Origin of the sequence: Streptomyces sp. NPDC017095, assembly GCF_044332325.1 — a bacterium.
Taxonomy (GTDB): Bacteria; Actinomycetota; Actinomycetes; order Streptomycetales; family Streptomycetaceae; genus Streptomyces.
This window is the reverse complement of the sequence record NZ_JBIROU010000002.1, coordinates 367,027-387,056: the sequence shown is the minus strand read 5'-3', so window position 1 is coordinate 387,056 and position 20,030 is coordinate 367,027. Positions and strand designations below refer to the sequence as shown.

Annotated in this window: 21 protein-coding genes and 1 tRNA gene; 17 read left to right on the top strand and 5 right to left on the bottom strand. The window is 67.9% G+C overall.

Annotated elements, in window-relative coordinates; all coding sequences use genetic code 11:
• The first annotated feature begins 74 nt into the window (after positions 1-74).
• The 4 genes from ACH4OA_RS04710 to ACH4OA_RS04695 all read left to right on the top strand — a co-directional run bounded on the left by ACH4OA_RS04710 (position 75) and on the right by ACH4OA_RS04695 (position 2,286).
• A complete protein-coding gene (locus ACH4OA_RS04710) occupies positions 75-299 on the top strand; it encodes a hypothetical protein (protein ID WP_397967616.1) in 225 nt (74 codons plus the stop codon).
• Positions 296-1,039, top strand: coding sequence for a GntR family transcriptional regulator (locus ACH4OA_RS04705; protein ID WP_397967615.1), 744 nt, complete (start codon positions 296-298; stop codon positions 1,037-1,039). The genes ACH4OA_RS04710 and ACH4OA_RS04705 overlap by 4 nt, the downstream gene beginning before the upstream one ends.
• Positions 1,036-1,338 (top strand): hypothetical protein, encoded by a 303-nt coding sequence (locus ACH4OA_RS04700; RefSeq protein WP_397967613.1) that lies wholly within the window; start codon positions 1,036-1,038, stop codon positions 1,336-1,338. Before ACH4OA_RS04705 ends, ACH4OA_RS04700 begins: the two co-directional genes overlap by 4 nt.
• A 201-nt stretch (positions 1,339-1,539) precedes the next feature.
• The gene (locus ACH4OA_RS04695) at positions 1,540-2,286 is read left to right on the top strand and encodes a hypothetical protein (protein WP_397967611.1); all 747 of its coding nucleotides are present in this window, start codon (positions 1,540-1,542) and stop codon (positions 2,284-2,286) included.
• Positions 2,287-2,757: 471 nt separating this feature from the next.
• On the opposite strand, the gene ACH4OA_RS04690 is transcribed toward ACH4OA_RS04695, so the two are convergent.
• From ACH4OA_RS04690 to ACH4OA_RS04675, 4 genes are all read right to left on the bottom strand, one after another.
• Positions 2,758-3,183, bottom strand: a complete 426-nt coding sequence (locus tag ACH4OA_RS04690; RefSeq protein WP_397967608.1) for a hypothetical protein — start codon at positions 3,181-3,183, stop codon at positions 2,758-2,760.
• Between the two features lie 724 nt (positions 3,184-3,907).
• A complete protein-coding gene (locus tag ACH4OA_RS04685; RefSeq protein ID WP_397967606.1) occupies positions 3,908-4,705 on the bottom strand; it encodes a hypothetical protein in 798 nt (265 codons plus the stop codon).
• A 291-nt stretch (positions 4,706-4,996) separates the two neighbouring features.
• Positions 4,997-6,424, bottom strand: a complete 1,428-nt coding sequence (locus ACH4OA_RS04680; RefSeq protein WP_397967603.1) for a hypothetical protein — start codon at positions 6,422-6,424, stop codon at positions 4,997-4,999.
• Positions 6,425-7,058: 634 nt separating this feature from the next.
• The gene (locus tag ACH4OA_RS04675; protein ID WP_167403930.1) at positions 7,059-7,523 is read right to left on the bottom strand and encodes an NUDIX hydrolase; all 465 of its coding nucleotides are present in this window, start codon (positions 7,521-7,523) and stop codon (positions 7,059-7,061) included.
• Positions 7,524-7,541: 18 nt separating this feature from the next.
• Here ACH4OA_RS04675 and ACH4OA_RS04670 point away from each other — a divergent pair, with 18 nt between their 5' ends.
• The 11 genes from ACH4OA_RS04670 to ACH4OA_RS04620 all read left to right on the top strand — a co-directional run bounded on the left by ACH4OA_RS04670 (position 7,542) and on the right by ACH4OA_RS04620 (position 15,018).
• Complete coding sequence (locus ACH4OA_RS04670; RefSeq protein ID WP_397967600.1) at positions 7,542-8,321, top strand: GntR family transcriptional regulator; 780 nt, start codon at positions 7,542-7,544, stop codon at positions 8,319-8,321.
• A 138-nt stretch (positions 8,322-8,459) separates the two neighbouring features.
• Positions 8,460-8,816, top strand: coding sequence for a hypothetical protein (locus ACH4OA_RS04665; RefSeq protein WP_397967598.1), 357 nt, complete (start codon positions 8,460-8,462; stop codon positions 8,814-8,816).
• A gap of 2 nt (positions 8,817-8,818) precedes the next feature.
• A complete protein-coding gene (locus tag ACH4OA_RS04660) occupies positions 8,819-10,174 on the top strand; it encodes an FtsK/SpoIIIE domain-containing protein (protein WP_397967597.1) in 1,356 nt (451 codons plus the stop codon).
• Between the two features lie 81 nt (positions 10,175-10,255).
• Complete coding sequence (locus tag ACH4OA_RS04655; protein WP_171156186.1) at positions 10,256-10,459, top strand: hypothetical protein; 204 nt, start codon at positions 10,256-10,258, stop codon at positions 10,457-10,459.
• A complete protein-coding gene (locus tag ACH4OA_RS04650) occupies positions 10,459-11,145 on the top strand; it encodes a DUF2637 domain-containing protein (protein ID WP_397967595.1) in 687 nt (228 codons plus the stop codon). Before ACH4OA_RS04655 ends, ACH4OA_RS04650 begins: the two co-directional genes overlap by 1 nt.
• 80 nt (positions 11,146-11,225) lie before the next feature.
• Positions 11,226-11,417, top strand: a complete 192-nt coding sequence (locus ACH4OA_RS04645; protein WP_397939803.1) for a mobile element transfer protein — start codon at positions 11,226-11,228, stop codon at positions 11,415-11,417.
• 12 nt (positions 11,418-11,429) lie between these two features.
• Positions 11,430-11,585, top strand: a complete 156-nt coding sequence (locus tag ACH4OA_RS04640) for a hypothetical protein (protein WP_397967593.1) — start codon at positions 11,430-11,432, stop codon at positions 11,583-11,585.
• A gap of 23 nt (positions 11,586-11,608) precedes the next feature.
• On the top strand, positions 11,609-11,926 hold the full coding sequence (locus ACH4OA_RS04635) for a SpdD-like protein (RefSeq protein ID WP_397947752.1): 318 nt from the start codon (positions 11,609-11,611) through the stop codon (positions 11,924-11,926).
• A 127-nt stretch (positions 11,927-12,053) separates the two neighbouring features.
• Positions 12,054-13,421: a replication initiator protein RepSA gene (gene repSA / locus ACH4OA_RS04630; protein WP_397967863.1), complete on the top strand. Its 1,368-nt coding sequence runs from the start codon at positions 12,054-12,056 to the stop codon at positions 13,419-13,421.
• On the top strand, positions 13,418-13,618 hold the full coding sequence (locus ACH4OA_RS04625; RefSeq protein WP_171156200.1) for an AlpA family transcriptional regulator: 201 nt from the start codon (positions 13,418-13,420) through the stop codon (positions 13,616-13,618). The genes repSA and ACH4OA_RS04625 overlap by 4 nt, the downstream gene beginning before the upstream one ends.
• The gene (locus ACH4OA_RS04620; protein WP_397967591.1) at positions 13,618-15,018 is read left to right on the top strand and encodes a tyrosine-type recombinase/integrase; all 1,401 of its coding nucleotides are present in this window, start codon (positions 13,618-13,620) and stop codon (positions 15,016-15,018) included. The genes ACH4OA_RS04625 and ACH4OA_RS04620 overlap by 1 nt, the downstream gene beginning before the upstream one ends.
• A 178-nt stretch (positions 15,019-15,196) precedes the next feature.
• Here ACH4OA_RS04620 and ACH4OA_RS04615 read toward each other — a convergent pair.
• Positions 15,197-15,272, bottom strand: a tRNA-Arg gene (locus ACH4OA_RS04615).
• A gap of 321 nt (positions 15,273-15,593) precedes the next feature.
• Here ACH4OA_RS04615 and ACH4OA_RS04610 point away from each other — a divergent pair.
• Entirely contained in the window at positions 15,594-17,201 is a 1,608-nt protein-coding gene (locus ACH4OA_RS04610; protein ID WP_397967588.1) for a dynamin family protein, read from the top strand.
• A 4-nt stretch (positions 17,202-17,205) separates the two neighbouring features.
• Entirely contained in the window at positions 17,206-19,848 is a 2,643-nt protein-coding gene (locus tag ACH4OA_RS04605; RefSeq protein WP_397967586.1) for a GTPase, read from the top strand.
• Positions 19,849-20,030 lie beyond the last annotated feature (182 nt).

Sequence of the window (20,030 nt, the reverse complement as noted above, 5' to 3'; positions counted from 1 at the left end):
CCGGTTGTCTATGAGACGTGCGCCTGCCCGTGTCACCTGATCTCGAACCACTCCACGCCCAGGGAGACACAGCGGTGAGCGGCTGGGCACCGGGCGGCGCCATGGTTTCCACGGTCGAGGTCACGGCGACCACCGTGCAGCGTGGCGACGTCATTCAACTGGGCGGCAGAGCGTGCCGGGTCATGGACCTCATCCAGCTTCCGCAAGGCGCCAAACGAATTCTCTTCGAGTCGGGCGAGCTGCTGACCATACACACGCGAACCCGGCTCGTCGCCGTTCGCGTGCAGAGAAGGCGGTGACCCGGTCCGTGCCTTCACGCCATCACGACATCGCCGACGATCTGCGGCGGCAGATCACAACCGGCGCAGCCAAACCGGGTGAACGCCTGCCCTCCGAGGCAGACCTGGCCGACCGGTACAAGGTCAGTACGACCACATTGCGGAGTGCGCTCGCAGTCCTCCAGGGCGAAGGTCTTGTCGAGAAGATCCACGGAAAGGGCAACTTCGTCCGCCGGGCCCTCCGCAAGATTGTGTACGTCGGGGGATGGGGAACGCTGGATCCCTGGACCGCCGCTGAAGCGGCAATGCGCGTCACTGTCCGCACCACCACCGTGCAGGCAGACGGCCACCTGACGACCTTGCTGAGGGTGCCGACGGGCAGCCCTGTCGCTGAGTTCTTCTGCATCAGCCACGAGGGGGACTCACCGCACGGTCTGGCCCGCATCTACATCCCGCGCGACCTGGCGCCAGCCGGGGTGCTGGGCGACGACTCCGCATGGCGGAACACGGCCACGAGATTCGCCGTCCTCGGCTCGGCACCGGCAACTGTCCGGGAGACGGTATGCGCTCGTCCACCGACACCGGACGAGGCATCCACCCTCCGGATCGGCCCAACGGCGTCAGCCCTCGCGATCACCCGGGTCGCGACCGACTCCACCGGTCGAGTCGTCGAGGCCGCGCTCCTCGTGTTCCCGGGAGACCGCGTCGACGCGGTTTTCACCACCCACGACGTCACCGATGAGAGGGCAACCCAACGATGACGGCACCGAACGAACTGCGTCTCCTCCCGTGGTCGGGGCCCGGCGGGAAGCCCTGCTACTTGGACACCGACGACAAGGCCAGCTACATGTCCCGCCTGGCGGACAACATTGAAGCGGAGCAATTGGGAACGGCGGCCGAGTTGCTGGAGCATGCCTCCGACACCCTCGACGACCAGGACGCTGGCCCGGAAGACTTGCAACGGCTGACGAGGGACCTGACCAGGGCGTTGCGGGATGTTCTCCGCGTTGCAGTCAGCCGCGGTCACCTCCTGGCAGTGAGCGACCTTCATCGCTCCTGAGGACTGCTGACCAGCGAAACAGAGGAAGCCCACGGCTTTGACCTCGTCGGATGCCGTGGGCTTCTGTCGTTGTCGGCCGGCGTCGACTGACGTCGTCGGCAGGGACGGCCCAGGCGTCGCACCGCTCGCACTTCCAGAGTTACTGGGAGTGCGGCCAGGACGAGTGAACGCAACTGGTTGGGTGATGGTTCTGCTAGCCATATGGAGCAGTGCAACGGGTTGAAGGCTGTGATCTTGGCCAAGGTTGAGAGCATGGTCGACAGCGATGACGCAGTGACGACGTCCCGGAGGAGTCGTTTCGACGCCGTGCACAAATGGGCTGCTACAGCTGCGGGTGTAGTCGCCCTAGCCTTTTCACTATATAATTTCGCTGAACTTCAAAAGAAACCTGAAATCGATCTGGCGCTCCCCCATCTCGTGCGCATTGGCCTAATGGGCAAGGACAGTCACTTCTACCTTCAGCCGACAGTTTCCACTAGGGTCAAGACCCAGGATGTTGAGGTCATTCGAGACGCGCGTCTCCAACTGGCGCCCGTCGGCTCGATTTCCTCATCGAAAAGACCGGTTTTCTACTGGAAAGAGGTCGGCACATGGAACTTCGACCCCACTGCTGAAAGGATCTTGTATAGATGGTCTGGTGATCCCGCCCCCTTCCTCGTCAGTCAGGACAAACCTCAGCAGCCGACCTTCTTGTTCCAGGCAGATGGCTGGAACTTCCAACCCGGCCGGTATGAGGGATCGCTTCAGCTGAATCGATCCGGGAATCACAGTCCACTAACCAAGAGTTTCTGCCTGATTATTTCAAAAAAAGCCGTTGATGAAATCCGCGACGGAGCAAGTCGGGAGGACATCTTCTTTTGGCGCGATGACATGCCCAAGGCCATGTCCTCCAGCAAATATTCAGGCTGCTACGTAAGGGAAGCGGAGTGGCGGGGCCAGGTCGATTGATTGGGGCGCGTCAATGGAGATGCCAGGTTGCGGTGTCCTTTGTCAAGGCGGGAAAACCAGGCCGCTGACGTGGGGCTTTGATGCCTGGACATTCTGATGGGAACTCGACTGTGAGATACCCACGTTGATCGTGGCTGACCTCTGCATCTGACACGCCTGTGGCACGACCCTCAGCCGCCGACGGTCAGCCACGACGGCGGGTGCGCCGAGCGACCAGACTCGCGTGTGCCTCGCTGCACCCCCAGCGCCCTCAGCCACGCTGCTCGACGACGTCCGTCAGAGCGGCTGCGCGGCGGCTGAAGCGTGGCAGTGTGGCATTCTGCGATGACCTCTTCGTCCCGAAGCAACTGGGACGGGGGTGCTGCCTTGGGCCACCGCGTGTCTCACCTGCGTCGTTGGTCCGCCGACGTTCACGCTCGTCCGCCGGTGTTCGTCGGCGTTGTCACTCAGTTAGACACTCAGGGGTGCTGCTCAGGCCAGGGACGGCCTTGCCCCGTGGCGCTCGTAAAGTCGTCGTACCTGCTTGATCCAGAAGCTGTCTTTCTCCTCCTTTGATGCACTCATGGGGAGGAGTTGAAGCTCCTTGGCGAGCTGGTAGAAGCCGGGGCCGGCATCGTTGGCGGTCAGGTAGTTGACGAGAGCCGACAGCATCAGCGGGGGATCAGAGGGTGCAATCTGCTGGTCTCGTTCCACGATCAGACCGAGCAGATGTCCCATAGCCGCTCGCTCGTCGGCACGCTCAAAGTCGAAGATTCGACAGCCAGTTCGCCTGGCCAAAGTGACGTTGAGCTCGGTGTACGAAGTGAGCTTGCCCAACTTCGCCCGCTCAACGAGGAACTCGCGCCCTGAGTCCACCAGGCAGTCCCACTCGCTGTCGTTGCGGCCATATGCAGACACCCCGCCCCCTGTCTGTCGTAACGGTCCGTGCGAACGTACCCTGCTGGCCGAATGCTCACAATCACTCGATGGGCCTACCGAGCCTGCTGCTGAGATGCGGGATGTCGCAGGCGATCGGGACGGGCATGGAGAGAAACACCCTATCTTGCCGTACCGCCAGCCCTACGGGGAAACCCGTTCCGTCCGGGGGCCCTGACCTGGGGTTTCACTGTGGCGCGCTGCGTCTCGTCTGTCACTGCCGGTCGCCGTCGGTCAGCTTCGGGCACCCTCGCACGGCCCAGGGACGGCCCAGAGTCGATCACCAGGTACCGGTCATCGGCTGACAGCGGCGCCATCGAACAGGCCGTATGAACCTCAGCCACCGACAGCCAGCCACGACGGCGGACACGCCAACCGACCAGGCGCGCGCATGTCTCGCTGCACCCCCACCGGCCTCAACCACGGTGCAGCGCCGTCGACGGGAGCAGCCACGCCGGCCAGGCCGTGGGGACGAGCCGGAGCCGATCGCCCCAAGCCCTCAGTTTGGGAAGCTTGGGTTGCCTACAGTAAGTTACTGAGTCGACCTGCGGTGGAGCGGCCCTGAGGGCCTGGCAGGCCGACGTCCTGGTCCCCGCCATTCCCCGCGGTTCCCTGTACGATCTGGCACGGTTATGGCACGGACTGGCCAGTCCAGTTGAAGCGCCCCCTGTTAGCTGCTACTCGTGCCCGGTGTTGCTCGCAGAAGCTACCCCCCTGCATCGACACCGGAGGCGGACGCCTGACCACTCTGATCGTCTGCCCCTTCTCGAACCGGCTGACCGTCGACAGTACGTATCTTCTCTCGCCCTTTTCTCCCCTCAGGCCCCCACCGACCTTCGCTGTACCAATGCTCCCCTTCGGTGCCGCGACGGGTTATCGAGAACTTTTCAGCCACCTTCTCATCGAACTGGCCAACTATCTTCATGGCGGCCTCTGCGGTTCGCACATAGTCTTTCATCGTTGTTTCATAAACCGCCCCCTTCATGAGGCCTTTTTCTCCCGTCAGGTAAATGAATCGCTGATCTACTACACTGCGCCGGTGGACGATCAAGTTTCTGAGAGCGACACCTTTTTTCAACTTCCTCCAGTCTTCTTCATCTTGATGGAGGTCCAAGCCGAGGCGCTTTTTGATGTAGCTGGAAATTTCCTCAAGGCCTTTGAAGGAAAGTTGCGCTACGCGATTCTCTGCGGCCCAGGAGATGAAGCCTTCAATAGAGTCGTGCTGCAGCACGTCCTCAAGCGTCACTTGCTCTTGAGTCTTCAACAGCTCAGGACGTGCGATCAAAGTGTCAGTGATGATGTCTGACATGTAGCATAGAAAGTTCTCGACGCACCGAGTCAATCCCAGTTCAGCCGCCGCAGGCGTGATCAGATCGACGGTGCTTCTTAGTTGATCTCGACGCCGGAAGAACTCCGGGAAAAGGTGCCCGGGGCCGTCCGGAGCAATCTCTGCGAAGGCAGCACCCAAGCCTTTCAAAATGCGTTCGTACTCGTTGAGAATCATGCTTGCTGCTGCGGCATGCTGTATATCTCGCGCATGCTGCTCGTAAAATCTGCATGCTGCTGCTGTGGCCGCTTTCGGCGTCCATGTCAGATAATCTCGGTCGTCCGCCATCCCTGACCCCCAGAGGCAATATGCGCCACCCCGACAAGACCCATCTGTGTGGCGCGAGTAACATCCGTTCGGCATAGTGTGGCATCGCCCTGAAACCACAGATAGCGGCCTAAAGTGCCGGCGCACTGCTTTGACGGGGCGTCTGTGCGGCAGGCCTATCGGGCGCCATGCACCGCCTCGTCAAGATTTACTAGCGGATTCCTTCGGCATGATGTCGATGCGAGCCACTTCTATCGTGCATGAGTTAGCTTTACTTGCCGTATTCGCTTCTGCGTCAAGTTTCATCCAACGCTCTTTCATTGGCTTGCTCATGGAATCCCGAACGGTTAGGAAAATGGCATGCTTAACGTCCTGACTCTCCATGTAGATTGGCGTTTGCGTTCGAAGACCATGCCAGAATTCACCATGCGTGAGCTTCTTCATTTCCAGCAATACACGAATGCCATCGGCTGAGGTGAACGTAAAGTCAACCGGGCCGCGCCCGGTCTCGACTTCGCGGTCCAAGCGAACTCCGGCCTGCGAGCAGTAGCGCTCCAAAACCCCCAGGAAGAGGAGCTGCATATTCGATTCAGGGATCGTCTTGAGTTCCTTGACATCTCGCCAGAAAACCCGCCACCCCCCCTTCTTCTCTGCCCAGTCGCGGAAGTGCTCGATTGCCGTATGGGCGAAAGCGAGAAGGTCTTCGGCATCGGAGATTTGGGGCTTTTCCTCGATTGGTGACTCGTCTGCGGCTTCACGTGCGAGACGCTGCCAGTTGACATGCAACATCGGGTCTGAATCGACATCGTAGGCACTCGATCCACGCTCCTGCATGTACTGTACCCAGCGGCGGACCGCATCCGGATGAGTGCGGGCCAGGTCGATGATTTCGTCCTTCTTCATCCCCTGAGAGATTTTAATATTGAGATCATCCCTAAGTGAAGTGTCCAGGAAGTCGCCCCAGTTATCAGAGGAAAGTGTCGGAAGTTCGCGCAAGAATCGCTTCGGTACGAGCAGGATAGGCTTATCAGTTTCGGGATCTATGGGCACTAGATGCTTTGTATCCATCCAGCGCGATCGTGTATCGTCGTAATGACTGTGCCGAATCTTGCGGACGTGCATGGGAACGTCGTAGGTGTGGCAAATGTCCTGAGTGTACTTGATGAGGCGCGGTTTAAGGAGATTGCAGGTGATATCCGAGATGCGGTCCTTGTTGATTCCCGAGACCAAGATGCCTAGCTCTTCGAAGTGCTCGATATCTTCTATTCCGCGACGGATGGCCTGACTCATCGCTTCGACCACTTTTTTAGCAAGGCCGGGACCTGATCCGGACCCCCCGCTACTTTTGCTTGCGAACCCTAGACGGAATTCACGTGGTTCCGGGAACTCCATGAGGGATAGTGTACGCTTAAAATATTGATGCTTTTGATTGAGCTTGCTGCTCGCGAGGAGCTTAAACGCGGACTGGAAGTAGTCCATAATTTCGTCGTACGCCCGTTGCCAGTCAGCGTCCGCGTCCGCGAAGATAAGAAAGGGGTCTACGAAAAGCAGTGTGTCGTTTTCAAGTATGGGGTCGAACCAGTCACACTCGGCCTTGTACTCGATTTCGAAAAGCTCACTGAAGTACATGGTCCCCCCATGCTTTGTAGTGGCATGCCGATCAAGGCGCTAGATCATGATGCCGCCTCATTGGGGTGTGTGGGTAGTGATCTGCCAAGATTATTCACTTGAGCTATGGCGCTGGCGTGTGTAGACGGATCAGTGAAGGCCTTGTCACGGCTGGCGACCGGTTCTGTATGCCCGCTTTCCAAGGCAGTCGGTCACCTCCAACCTCAACCCACCACTCACCCCGGCTCCCATCCCGTCCGCCGTCGACCCACACACCGTGGAGCAGGCGTGGTTCCTGGCGTCCAGGTGGAGCGCGCCACTGTACGAACGACCTGGACGCCAGGGCCCGCGTCTGCTCGGCTCTGGTTGGGTCGACGGTGTACGGGATGGGAGCCCCCGCGCACGCCACGACGAACCCGCAGTCGGCAACGGTGCCCCCTCCATCCCGGTGCCGGCCGATCCCCCGCCGGAGGCATCGTTCTGACCCATGGCCGCTCTCGGTCGTACTCGCCCTGTGGCCTTAGGTTCGCTGCCACGCGCGCGGCACGGGCGCCGGCCGGGCTGGAGCGGGGCGGAGACAGGAGCGCAGGCCCGGCCGGGGGCCGGGCCGCGCGCGGTGAGCGGAGCGAGCCGCCTTGATGAAGGAGAGAAGGTTTTATCCCGCTGGGATGAGGCGCTTGCCGTCGTGGCTGCGTACGTGGGGGCCGTTGCCGTCCAAGGCGTCCAGGAGCCTGACCGCGAAGACTTCGGACATGCGCTCGCTGACCTCGTCGGGCGTGAGCCAGGAAACCGCCGTGGACTCGCTCGACGTGCGCTCGGTGCCGCCGGACGGCTTGCAGCGGAAGACCAGGGCCACGATGCCGCGGGTGAGGTTCTTGTAGACGCCGGTCAGCTCGTCCACCTCGACGTGGATGCCTGTCTCCTCCAGGACCTCGCGGGCGACGCCGGCCTCGGGGGTCTCGTTGAGTTCGAGGATGCCGCCGGGCAGTTCCCAGGTGCCGTTGTCGGCTCGGCGGATTGCCAGGAGGCGGCCGTCCTCGCGCACCACCACTCCGGCCACGGAGACGGAGTGCAGGGGAGAGGGTGTCACTTCCTGTGCTTGACTCATGTAGAGGAGCATAGGAGGCAGAGAAGGACTATGGGAACTGCGGCTGGAGGGGTCGGATCCGGACCTCGGTACGTGCAGATCGCGGACGAGATCGTGCAACAGATCCGGGCGGGAGTTCTCAAGCCTGGCGACATGGTGCCGAGTGAGTCTGAGCTGGTGGAGCGCTACGGCGTGTCCGGCGGGACGATCCGCAAGGCCATGGTCGAGGTGCGGGCGAGCGGGCTCGTTGAGACCCGGCACGGCAAGGGTTCGATCGTGAAGAACCGGCCTCCGGTGCGGCACCGCTCCTCCGATCGCTTCCGCCGCTCACTCCGGCAGGGCGGGCAGGCGGCCTACCTCGCGGAGTCCGCCCAGTCCGGCGCCACCGCCAAGGTGAGCGTCCTCTACATCGGGCCCATGGAGGTGCCCGAGGATGCGGCCCAGCGACTGGGCGTCCCGGTGGGTACACAGGTACTGGCTCGCCGGCGTCTCTACTTCCGCAACGGCACCCCGGTCGAGACCGCGACGTCGTACCTGCCCTGGGACGTCGTGAAGGACATCCCGGAGCTGTTCGCCGAGAACCCCGGCGGCGGTGGCATCTACGCCCGACTCGAAGACCACGGACACGAGTTCGCGGAATTCGTCGAGACGCTGCAAGCGAGGCCGGCTTCCAAGGCGGAAGCCTCGGAGCTGGCGCTGAGTCCGGGTGCGCCTGTGGTCCATCTGATCCGTGAGGCTCGTACGACCGCGGGTCTCGTGGTCGAGGTGTGCGACACCCTCATGGCCGCTGACCAGTTCGTTTTCGAGTACCGGATCCCTGCCGCCGACTGACGCGCACTCAACTCTCGGTAGCCCGTCACGAGTTCTTCTTCGTGGCGGGTTGACTCATGTACAGGAGTCGGGCACTCTTCTTCGTGTCACTCATGTACATGAGTGACGGAGTCCAGCATCTATAGAGGAGTAGTCTCTGTGCGTCAGATCCCCGTTGACACCTCCGGCGCCGTTGTGATGGTCGCCAAGTCCCCGCAGGTCAAAGTCCGTGACCGCCGCACCGGTGAGATCGCCACCGACGCCGAGACCGGGGCCATGCTGATGACGGTCGACGTGATGTTCGCGGCGAACGAGGAGGTGGAGATCCTCTCCATCACCGTCCCGGAGCCCGGCGTCACCGGTGACCTGGCCATGGGCACGCCGGTCGCGCTTACCGGTCTGATCGCCCGACCTTGGGAGAACGACTTCAACGGCCAGAAGCGGCACGGCATCGCGTTCCGCGCGGTCGCGGTCACCTCGCTCGCCGACGCCGCTGCTAGGCCCAAGGCGGCCTGATCGTGACCGGCTCCACGGTCTGCCTGGTGCTGGTCGTCGCCGCCGTAGGTCTTCTGCGGTGGCGGCGCCCCGCCTGGTACTGGTTGACCTTCGGGGTCGCGCTGGCCGTGGTGCGGGTCCTGGTCCGGTACGGCTCCGTCATGGATGCGTGCGGGTTAACCGTGCCGCCCGCGCGGTGGCGGCTCGCTCTGGCCCGTGCCACCAACCGACCGATACCGGGACCACGGGCCCCGCGCATCCTGCGGCTGCGGCCGACTCGCACCGGCCTAGTCGTGCGGCTCAAGCTCCGTCCCGGACAGGACGCCTTCGACATCGCCGCTGCGTCGGACCGGCTCCGGCACTCGTTCTCCATGTACGGCGTGACCTCGAGGGAGCTGCGTTCCGGCGTCGTAGAGGTGCGGATGACTGGGTACGACGTACTCAAGCGGGTGCAGATGCCAGCCGAGACCGAGACCCGGCCGATGCGGGTTCCGGTCGCCCTGCGGCAGGACGGCTCGGTGCACTACCGCGACTACCGGGCGATACCCCATGCCCTCACCCTAGGTGCCACGGAGTCCGGCAAGTCCGTCTACCAGCGCAATCTGGTCGCCGGGCTCGCCCCGATGGACGTCGCCCTCGTCGGCATCGACTGCAAGCAGGGGGTTGAGCTTTTCCCACTGGCCCGCCGCTTCTCCGCGCTGGCCGACAACCCCGACACCGCTGCTGACGTGCTTGATGGGCTCGTGGCCCGGATGGAGCGCATCTATCAGGTCATCCGGGCTCAGCAGCGCATCGCCGCGGACGTGCCGGACGCGGAGATCGCCGCAGACATCTGGGACCTGCCGTCCGATCTGCGCCCGACCCCGGTCGTGGTCCTGGTCGACGAGGTTGCCGAACTCGCCCTGTACGCCGACAAGGATGAGGAGAAGCGCCGGGACCGCATCATCACCGCCCTGGTCCGCCTCGCCCAGCTCGGCCGTGCGGCCGGCATCTACCTCGAAGTCTGCGGGCAGCGCTTCGGCTCCGAACTCGGCAAGGGCATCACCATGCTCCGCGCCCAGCTCACCGGCCGTACCGCGCACCGTGTCAACGACGAGACGTCCGCCAACATGGCCTTCGGCGACATCGCCCCGGACGCCGTCCTCGCCGCCATCCAGATCCCGGCCGAGATGCGAGGGCTCGCCATCGCGGGCGACTCGTCCGGAGGGTGGCACCGCATCCGTGCCCCACACACGTCGCTCCGGCAGGCCGTGAACATTTGCAACCGGCATGCCGACCGGACGCCGGACCTGCCCGAGCTGGCTCCGTTCCGGCCCACTCTCTCCGGATCGGCCGATGCTCCCTTGCCGGCGGCCAAGCCTTCCCCGGCCACCGCCTGACTCCTCGGATTCCCACCGGCAGGCGTGACCGCCTTCGCGCCAAGTCCCTACCTCGCCATGCCCAAAGAGGGAGATCCCACTGTGTGCCCGAACTGCGAGGACTTCGCCCGGACCGTGCTCCTGCTCGGCCAACTCGCCCTTTACGCCGACACGACCGGCGCCGACCTGGACTTCGTCGAAGCCGTCAGTCCATCCCTCGCCGTCTCCCTGCCCGAGCCGCCGCCCGGTGTGTTCCCGGACGGCTACGACCCCGATGGTGGCCCCGCCTACCCGGGTGACTCCTGATGGGCGCCCGTCGCGGCCTCCGCGTCGACGCGGTCCTGGTGCAGGCCGTCATCGCCGGCGCACTGTCCTTCGCGCATCTGCACGACCTGGCCTCCGCCGCCGGACAGAACGGTTGGAAGGCGTGGGCCTACCCGGTCAGCGTCGACCTGCTCCTGGTGGCCGCCTGGCGGCGCCTGCGCAGTGAGGGCCCGTCTCGGCTGGCCTGGTGCTGGTTCCTGGTCGCGCTATGCGCCTCGCTCGGCGCCAACGTCGCCACTGCCGGGTTCCTCGACCTGGCCGACCCGCCCGCCTTGCTCCGCCTCGGCATTGCCGGATGGCCTGCTCTTGCCTTCCTCGGCGGCACGCTTCTCGCTCACTCGTCGGTTGCGGAGTCGGAGCCGCTTCCGTCGGCACCCGTCGTGGAGGCGGAGCGAGCGAAGCCCCCAGCCCAGCAGCAGGAACCTGACCTCGAAGTCGCTTCGGCCACAGAAGCCGTGCACGAGCCTAACGCGGCCCAAGCCCCTTCGGACCAAGCTCCCGCCGCGGCCCCCGCTCCTCAGGTCCCCGCCGTCCTGGTCGACCACGCTCGCAAAGTCGCCGACGAGTACCGCGCTCGCACCGGGGCCCCGATCGACCCCGACACCCTGCGCTCCCGCCTCGGCGTCCCACCCCACCTCGCCGACGCCATCGCCGCCCACCTCGCCTGATCGGCGAGAGAGGAAGACCAGTGGCGGCCCTTCCTCGCCCACCTGCTCGCCAACCACGACCCGAGAGGAGGCCGACTGACATGCCTGCCCGCGACCACTTCCACTCCGTGATGCGCATCGGCCCGGTGCAGATCGGCACGCACCGCGACCGCAACGGTCAGACCAAGCACACCGCCGTGTGCAGCTCCGACGACTGCGGCTGGTCCGCCGACTACTCCAGCCAGTCCGCGGCCCAGCTCGCCGCCCGCACCCACCGCTGCCGCGTCCGCTAGGAGACATCCGCCATGCAGGTCCCGCTCTGGTTCGCGCTGCTTGCCGTCGGCTACCTCGGCGTCAAGCTCATCCGCCCGCCGGCCTGGCTCATCGGCGTTCTCCTGCTCGGCGGCTTCCTCCTCGCCGACAGCGTCCTCGCCCTGGCCATCGACGCGCTCGTCAAGTAGCCGCTCGCGAGAGGAGATCACCGATGTTCCGTCCGAAGATCCCCACCATGCCCGCGCCGACCGGGCTCGGCACACCGCCCGCCGTCGTAGAGCCGACCGCCATCACCCCGAACGCGGGGACCCCGCCGGTCGCCCCGACGGCTCCGACGCCGGTCCGGCCCACGGTCCAGCTGACCCCCGGCACCGTCCTCGCCCTCGTGGGCGGAGGCACGGCCGTCGTCCTGGTGCTCGGAGCCGTCCTGGTCTCCCTGTTCCTGGCGGTCGCCATCACCGGTGCTTCGGTCGCCGTCTGCGCGGTCGTCCTGCGTTCCCTGCTCACTTCCGACGCCAAGCGTCGCTGACCGGCACCCGGGCGGCCTCGATACCGCCAAGCATCCGCCGCCCGGGCGCCGTCCCCGTCCGATTTCGCAACCGGAAGGAACCCCAAGCATGGCCCACCGCGCCTCATCCGCGACACCGAGTGCGCCGATTTCCGACACATTGCTTGACCCGATCACCCTCGGGGACGTGCTGCGGGTGGCCGCGGCCCCGGACTACGCCCGCTGGGAGGACCAGATCCGCCGTACCGGCGGCTGCTCCGATCCGATCCACCTCACCGGCTGGGTCCTCCACAAGGACAAGACCACCGGCGAGACCCTGCACCACTACTCCACCGAGCAGGAGCCGGGCGGACGCCTCCGCCTCGCCTGCGGCAACCGCCGCGCCTCCCGCTGCCCGTCCTGCGCCTGGACCTACGCGGGCGACACGTACCACCTGATCCGTGCGGGCCTGGCCGGAGACGACCGCCGCGACGTCCCTGCCACCGTCCGCGATCATCCGCGCGTCTTCGCCACCCTCACGGCCCCCTCGTTCGGCCCGGTCCACAACCGCCCCGATCACGGCACCTGCCGCTGCGGCACCCCGCACACGTCCGATGCTCCGGAGCTGGGCACCGCTCTCGACCCGGACAGCTACGACTACGCGGGCGCCGTGCTGTTCAACAACTACGCGGGTCAGCTCTGGCAGCGCTTCACCACGAGACTCCGCCGCGAACTCGCTGCCCGTGCCGGCCTGCCCCGCCGTGAATTCGCCGAACACCTTCGCGTCTCGTACGGCAAGGTCGCCGAGTTCCAGAAGCGCGGCGCCCTGCACTTCCACGCCGTCGTACGCCTCGACGGCCCGGAGGGGCCCGGGACACCTCCGCCCGCTTGGGCCACGGTCGATGTCCTCACGGACGCTGTACGTGCCGCCGCGGCGCACTCGTACACGTCCGTCTCGGTCCCGGCTGCCGGTGACGAGCCCGCCCGTACCTTCCGCTGGGGCCGACAGCTCGACGTCCGCCCGGTCAAGGCCTTCGGTGACGGCTCCGACATCACCGAACAGGCCGTCGCCTCGTACGTCGCCAAGTACGCCACCAAGGCCGCCGAGAACACCGGCACTCTGGACCGCCGCATCGGCGAACTCGCCGAACTCGACCGCCACCAGGTCCCCGACCACACCCGGCGGCTCATCACCGCGTGCCGTGATCTGGACAGCCTCTACCCGGACCGGCGCCTCTGGGCCTGGGCCCACATGCTCGGCTTCCGCGGGCACTTCTCGTCCAAGTCGCGCACCTACTCCACCACCCTCGGCGCCCTCCGCCAGGAGCGCGCCGACTACCGCGCCGCCCAGGAGGCCGCCGTCCTCGGCCTCGACGACCGCGAGCCGGACACCGTCCTCGTCCTGGCGGACTGGCAGTACGCCGGCCACGGCCACACGCCGGGCGAAGCCGCCCTCGCCGCGACCATCGCCCGCGACCTCCAGACCAACCGCGAAACCGCCCGCGACGCCCTCCTGAACGAAGGGAGCACGGAATGACCACGGCCATCCGGTCACGACGCACCATGCTCACCCTCGCGGAGGTCTGCGAGGAACTGGCCATCTCCCGCTCAACCTTCTACGACTGGCGGGCCAAGCGCCGCGCGCCGCGCTGCATCAAGCTCCCGAACGGCGATCTCCGGATCCGGCGGAGCGACCTCGATCACTGGCTCGACGACCGCGAGGACGCCGCCTGATGGAGACGACGTATGACGTGAAGATCTACAAGATCCTCACCTACAAGGGCGCCCGGAAGACCACGTACACCGTGCGTTGGGTGGTCGCGGGCAAGCGCTGGCGTGAGCCGTTCAACACCGTCGCGCTCGCCGAGGGCTTCCGCTCGGAACTCATCAGGGCCACGGGCAAGGGCGAGGCATTCGTCGTCGCCACGGGTCTCCCGGTGTCCCATCGCTCCAAGTCGGCTGCCATGAGCTGGTACAAGTTCGCCGTCGAGTACGTGGATGCCCGCTGGTCTCAACTCGGCGGCAACAGCCGCAAGAACATCGCGAAGACTCTGACCGCCACCACCATCGCCCTGCTGAGGGCAAAGCCCACGCAGTTCGCGCCTGCGGCTGTGCGGACGGCCCTTCGCGAATGGGCGTTCAACACCAACCGACGTCCGGACGCGCCCCGAGACGTGGTGGCCATCCTGAAGTGGGTGGAGCGGAACTCCCTGCCCGTCTCCGCCTGGGAGGACCCGGAGAAGGTCGACCAGGTCCTGCAAGCCATCGACACCCGCCTCGACGGCAAGCAGGCGGCGGCCTGGTCCCGCAAGCGCAACCGCCGGATTCTCAACGTCGCCATGAAGTACGCGATCCGGCGGCGCATCCTTCGGGCCAATCCTCTTCCCAAGGGCAAGGAGTCGACGGCGGTCACGAAAACCACTAACGCCGTAGACAAGCGGTCCTTGCTGAATCCCGAGCAGGCGGCGGCCATCCTCGACTGGATCCGGCGCCGGCCGCGGGGCGGCAAGCGGCTCCACGCCTTCTTCGCCACGCTGTACTACTGCGGCCCCCGGCCCGAGGAAGCCGTAGCCATGAGGGTGGAGGACGTGACCCTGCCAGAACCCGACGCCTCCGACCAGTGGTGCGAGTTGCTTATTCACACGGCGACGCCGGAGGTCGGGAAGCAGTGGACCGATACGGGCGAGATTCACGAGCAACGTGACCTGAAGGGCCGTGCGGAGGGCGAGACGCGCACGGTGCCGGGGCATCCGGCCCTGACGCGCATCCTGCGGCAGCACATCGCCGATGAACAGCTCCAGCCGGGTGATCTGCTCTTCCAGGGTGAGTTCGGTGGGATCCTCGCCGGCTCCGTCATCCGCCGGGCGTGGCGCAGCGCGCGTAAGGCCGTACTGCCCCCGCACGTCTTCGAGTCACCCACCGGACGGCGCGTCTACGACAACCGGAACACGCGCCTGACGAAGTGGCTCAACGACGGCATCCCGCCCGCCCAGGTGGCCGAGTGGGCCGGGAACAGCGTCGCCGTGCTGCTGGCGACCTACGCCCGGTGCATCGACGGGCAGCTGCCGGACCTGAAGCGGCGGCTGGAAGCCGCGGGTGACCTTCCGGAGGCGGAGATGCCGGGCGTTGGCTGATCTTCGGCCGGTCGAGAACTTCGACACGTATTCGACACGGCCACCCGCGAAAACCCGGTGACAGCCGGGCAGCCCCGGACCCGAACCTTGATCATCAAGAGGGCGTCCGGGGCTTCGTCGTACCCGCTGACAACCGCACTGACCAGCGAAAAGCCCTCCCAAGCGGGAGGGCGGAGACTGGCGCCCCCGGCAGGACTCGAACCTGCGGCCAAGCGCTTAGAAGGCGCCTGCTCTATCCACTGAGCTACGGGGGCCGGGTGGGGTGGCCTCGTGCCTGGTGCCCTGGTGGGGGCGGATCCGTGACGTTGCCGGGGACAAGGATAGGGCTCCCGGTTCCTTGACCCTGTCGCTTCCCCTCCGTGGCTCGATGTGGAGGTTCGGTGAAGCGGTCCTGATAATCGCAGGCAGGTGCGAATCGTGCACCGCTTTTGGCCTCTGACGCACCGGGTGTTGTGCACTCGTTATGCCTGGCCTGCCCCCTTGTCCCGGTCATCCCTTCCGTCCGTTGTGTTCTGTCGGCGCGCAGACATGTCCATATGCTTCAGAATTCCCCTAAAATTGGGCATTCTTCGCATGTGGTGACCTTGGACGTACGGCCTCAGCTGCTCGACACACTCTCCGCTCTGCGCGACCGTGTCGCCGCCGCACGCTTTCCGCTGCCCCTGGCCGGGGCCCCACGCGCGCGTGCCAACCGCGACGAACTCCTCGCGCAGCTCGACGACTATCTCGTACCCCGATTGCGGCACCCCGAGGCGCCCTTGCTGGCCGTCGTCGGCGGTTCCACCGGCGCGGGCAAGTCGACGCTGGTCAACTCCCTCGTCGGCCGGCGGGTGAGCGAGGCGGGCGTGCTCCGGCCGACCACCAGGACACCGGTCCTCGTCTGCCATCCGGAGGATCATCACTGGTTCAGCGGCATGCGCGTGCTCCCCGAGCTGACCCGCGTGTGGACGCCCCACCGGGACCCCGCCGACGATTTCCCGGGCGCCGACGACGAGCCCGCGCGCGTGCTGCGCATCGAGACGGCCGACTCCCTCCCCCGCGGCCTCGCCCTCCTCGACGCCCCTGACGTCGACTCCCTGATCGCGGACAACCGCGTCCTCGCCGCCGAACTGATCTGCGCCGCCGACGTCTGGATCATGGTCACCACGGCCGCCCGCTACGCCGACGCCGTTCCCTGGCACCTGCTGCGCACCGCCAAGGAGTACGACGCGGCCCTCGTCACCGTCCTGGACCGCGTGCCCCACCAGGTCGTCTCCGAGGTCTCCCGGCAGTACGGCGCCCTGCTCACCAAGGCCGGACTCGGCGACGTACCCCGCTTCACCGTGCCCGAGCTGCCGGAATCCGCCTGGGGCGCCGGACTGCTGCCCGCCACCGCCGTAGCGCCCCTGAAGAGCTGGCTCACCCACCACGCCCAGGACCCCGCCGCCCGCCAGCAGGTCGTGGCCCGTACGGTCCACGGCCTCCTCGACTCGCTCAAGTCCCGCCTGCCCGAACTGGCCGGTGCCGCCGCCGCCCAGTACGCGGCGGCCCTGCGGCTCACCTCCGCCGTGGACACCGCCTACGACAGCGAACACGCGCGCGTCCGCAGCCGCCTGCAGTCCGGCGCCGTACTCGCCGGGGACGCCCTCAAACGCTGGCGCGCCTTCCCGCTGGACTGCACCGCCGGGGAACTCCTCGACGCCCTCGTGGAGAGCCTGGCCGCCCTGCTGCTGTGCGCCGTCACCGCCGCCGACGAACGCGTCGACGACGCCTGGCGGCGCGAGCCCGCCGCCCGCGCCCCCCAGCTCGCCCGCCGCGGCACCACCCTGGAGAGCGCCGAGCACCGCATCGGCCTCGCGGCCCGGCGCTGGCGGCGCGAGCTGGAGGAGTACGCCGAGGACGAGGTACGGGTCCTGGAACGCACCGGCGCACCCGACCCGGAGATCGTCGCCGCGCTCGTCGCCACGGCGGTGCTGGGCGGGCGCCGGGCGCGTACCGCGGGTGAGGGGCTCGCCGAGCGGCTCGGCGCGCACGGCGTACTGCGGCTGCGCGACCGGGCCGGCCGGCTGCTCGCCGAGCACGTGGACCGCGTCATGCACGCCGAACGCGAGCGCCGCCTCGCCCCCCTCGACTCGCTGGACGTCCATCCCGAGCCCCAGGCCGAACTCATCGCCGCGCTGTCCGTACTGCAGAAGGAGAGGTGACCCGGTGACCGCCATCACTGACCAGGACCACACGGAGCACACCGACCACACGAGGCGTTCCGACAGCGGCAGCGGCGACACCGGAGCCCGGGAGCACGGCGGCCACGCCGGCCCGGGCACCACGGACGGCACCGAGCGCACCGGCACACCGGCACGGGCCCGCTCGAACGCGGCGGCGGAGGGGGCGGCCGGCTACGACGGTGACGGTGCCGGTGCCGGTAGCGGAGCCGGCAACGGCGGGAACGGGGGCGGGGACGGGGGCGGCGCCCAGCACGCGCGCGGGGAGACGGACAGGGCCGGCCGCGAGCACGCCCACCCCGCCGACCGCGACCCCGCCGACCGCCACCCCGCCGACCAGCGGGGCGCCGGGCACAACCACGATCGTGACCCTGGCCACGGTCGTGATCGTGACTCCGGGTACGGCCATGATCGTGACCCCGGACAGGGGCGTGACCGTGATGCCGGGCAGGCTCGTGACCGTGATGCCGGACGGGGCCGCGAGCGTGCTCCCGAGCGCGACGGCCACGCCCCACGCGACCGCGACCGCGATGGCGACCGCGAGACCAGCCACAGCCGTGCGTACGACGCCGACCGGGGCCGTAGCTCCGACGGCGGCCGGGAGCACAGTGCCGGCAGTGACCGCGGCGGCGAAAAGCACCTCCCCGCGCGCGGGCGTACCGGCGAGGACGGCGTCTCGGTACCCCGCCCGCACCCGTACTCCCCGACGCCCCGCCCCGCGCTCGGCTCCCTGCCCGCCCCGCCCGCCACACCGGCTACGCCGTCCAGGGCCGCCACCCCCGCCACGGACGCCGCCGGCACGCCGACCAGCCCCGGCGAGGCGGCAGACCCCGCCCCCACGGCCGGCCCGGCCCCCGACACCGGGTCCACCACCGGTACGGCCGCCACGGACACCGCGGCCGGCTCCCCGGAGACCTGGGACGACGGTCTCATCGCGCGGCGCGTCACCGAGGCCACCTCCGCCGCCCTCGCCGCCGAGCGCGCCTCCGCCGCCGAGCACCCGCACCGGAAACCGAGCAGCCAGCCCCCGGTCCCGCTGGCGTACGACGGTCCGCTGCGCTCCCGCCTGGACGCCCTGCGCGAACTCGTCGGGCTCTCCCGCGCGCGCCTGGACAGCCGTACGCTCGCCGAGGCGGGCCGGGTCCTGGACGAGGCCGCCGCCCGCCGCAAACTCTCCGGCCGGCACACCGTCGTAGCGCTGGCGGGCGCGACCGGCAGCGGCAAGTCGCAGCTGTTCAACGCGCTCGCCGGAGTGGCCATCTCGGAGACCGGGGTGCGCCGCCCGACCACCGCCGCGCCCATCGCGTGCAGCTGGAGCGACGGCGCCGCGGGCCTCATCGACCGGCTCGGCATCCCGGGCCGGCTGCGCCGCCGCCCGATGCACAGCCCGGACAACGACGGGCAGTTGCGCGGACTGGTCCTGATCGACCTGCCCGACCACGACTCCGCCGCCGTACAGCACCGCGAACAGGTCGACCGCATCCTGAAGCTGGTCGACGCGGTCATCTGGGTGGTCGACCCGGAGAAGTACGCCGACGCGATGCTGCACGAGCGCTATCTGCGGCCGATGGCCGGCCACGCGGAGATCATGTTCATCGTCCTCAACCAGGTGGACCGGCTGCCCGGCGACGCCGCCGACCAGGTCCTGGACGACCTGCGGCGGCTGCTCGACGAGGACGGCATCGCGCTCGGCGAGCACGGCGAACCGGGCGCCACCGTCCTCGCGCTGTCCGCGCTCACCGGCGAGGGCGTCGGCGACCTCAGGGAGACACTCGGCCAGTTCGTGGCCGAGCGCGGCGCGGCGGGCCGCCGGGTGGCCGCCGACGTGGACGCCGCCGCCACCGGCCTGCGGCCCGTGTACGCCACCGGACGGCGGGCCGGACTCACCGAGGAGGCGCGCGAGGAGTTCGCCGCGCGGCTCGCGGACGCGGTGGGCGCCACCGCGGCGGGCGAGGCCGCCGAGCGCGCCTGGCTGCGCAACGCCAACCGCGCCTGCGGCACGCCCTGGCTGCGGCTGTGGCGCTGGTACCAGGGGCGCGGCGACTCCACGACGGGCCGCCACGCCGTACGCGCCCAGGCCGACGAGGAGGCCACGGCCCGCCAGTGGGTCGAACAGGCGGTCCGTACGGTCTGCGACCGGGCCTCGGCGGGGCTGCCCGCGCCATGGGCGCAGGCGGTGCGCGAGGCGGCCGTACGCGGCTCCCAGGGGCTCTCCGAGGCGCTGGACGACCTGGTGGCGCGCGCCGGACTCCCGCCGGGCCGCCCGCCGCGGCCGGGCTGGTGGCCGGTGGCCGTACTGGTCCAGGCGGCGATGACCCTGCTGCAGATCGTGGGCGGCGGGTGGCTGGCGGGGCAGATCGCCGGGCTGATGGCGCCCAACCTGGGTGTCCCGGTGCTGCTGATGGTGTGCGGGATCGTCGGCGGGCCGCTCGTGGAGTGGGGCTGCCGGATCGCGGCCCGGGGGCCCGCGCGGCGCTACGGCCAGGAGGCGGAACGACGGCTGCGGCAGGCGGCGGCGAGCTGCGGCCGGGCCCGCGTGCTCGATCCGGTGGCGGCGGAGCTGCTGCGCTACCGGGAGGTGAGGGAGCAGTACGGGAGGGTCGCCCGGGCCAGGGCGGGGGTGGTGTGAGGGGGCGGGGCGGTGCGGGGGCCTGCCGGGGCCGGGAGGGCTCGGTTGGCCCCGGCAGGGGCTCGCGGCTTGGCGGGGGCGGAGGTCGGGGTTTGGCAGGGGATCGGGGGGCGTTCGGGGGTCGGGAGGCGTTCGGGGTGCAGGGCTCGGGAGGCGTTCGGGCTCGGGAGGCGGGGGTGTCG

What these genes read in the sequence shown, in the direction of transcription:
- ACH4OA_RS04645 (WP_397939803.1), top strand. Translation starts at nt 11,226, where the DNA reads ATGCCTGCCCGCGACCACTTCCACTCCGTGATGCGCATCGGCCCGGTG.
- ACH4OA_RS04675 (WP_167403930.1), bottom strand. Translation starts at nt 7,523, where the DNA reads ATGCTCCTCTACATGAGTCAAGCACAGGAAGTGACACCCTCTCCCCTG.
- ACH4OA_RS04685 (WP_397967606.1), bottom strand. Translation starts at nt 4,705, where the DNA reads ATGATTCTCAACGAGTACGAACGCATTTTGAAAGGCTTGGGTGCTGCC.
- ACH4OA_RS04680 (WP_397967603.1), bottom strand. Translation starts at nt 6,424, where the DNA reads ATGTACTTCAGTGAGCTTTTCGAAATCGAGTACAAGGCCGAGTGTGAC.
- ACH4OA_RS04670 (WP_397967600.1), top strand. Translation starts at nt 7,542, where the DNA reads ATGGGAACTGCGGCTGGAGGGGTCGGATCCGGACCTCGGTACGTGCAG.
- ACH4OA_RS04650 (WP_397967595.1), top strand. Translation starts at nt 10,459, where the DNA reads ATGGGCGCCCGTCGCGGCCTCCGCGTCGACGCGGTCCTGGTGCAGGCC.
- ACH4OA_RS04635 (WP_397947752.1), top strand. Translation starts at nt 11,609, where the DNA reads ATGTTCCGTCCGAAGATCCCCACCATGCCCGCGCCGACCGGGCTCGGC.
- ACH4OA_RS04695 (WP_397967611.1), top strand. Translation starts at nt 1,540, where the DNA reads ATGGAGCAGTGCAACGGGTTGAAGGCTGTGATCTTGGCCAAGGTTGAG.
- ACH4OA_RS04700 (WP_397967613.1), top strand. Translation starts at nt 1,036, where the DNA reads ATGACGGCACCGAACGAACTGCGTCTCCTCCCGTGGTCGGGGCCCGGC.
- ACH4OA_RS04620 (WP_397967591.1), top strand. Translation starts at nt 13,618, where the DNA reads ATGGAGACGACGTATGACGTGAAGATCTACAAGATCCTCACCTACAAG.
- ACH4OA_RS04625 (WP_171156200.1), top strand. Translation starts at nt 13,418, where the DNA reads ATGACCACGGCCATCCGGTCACGACGCACCATGCTCACCCTCGCGGAG.
- ACH4OA_RS04640 (WP_397967593.1), top strand. Translation starts at nt 11,430, where the DNA reads ATGCAGGTCCCGCTCTGGTTCGCGCTGCTTGCCGTCGGCTACCTCGGC.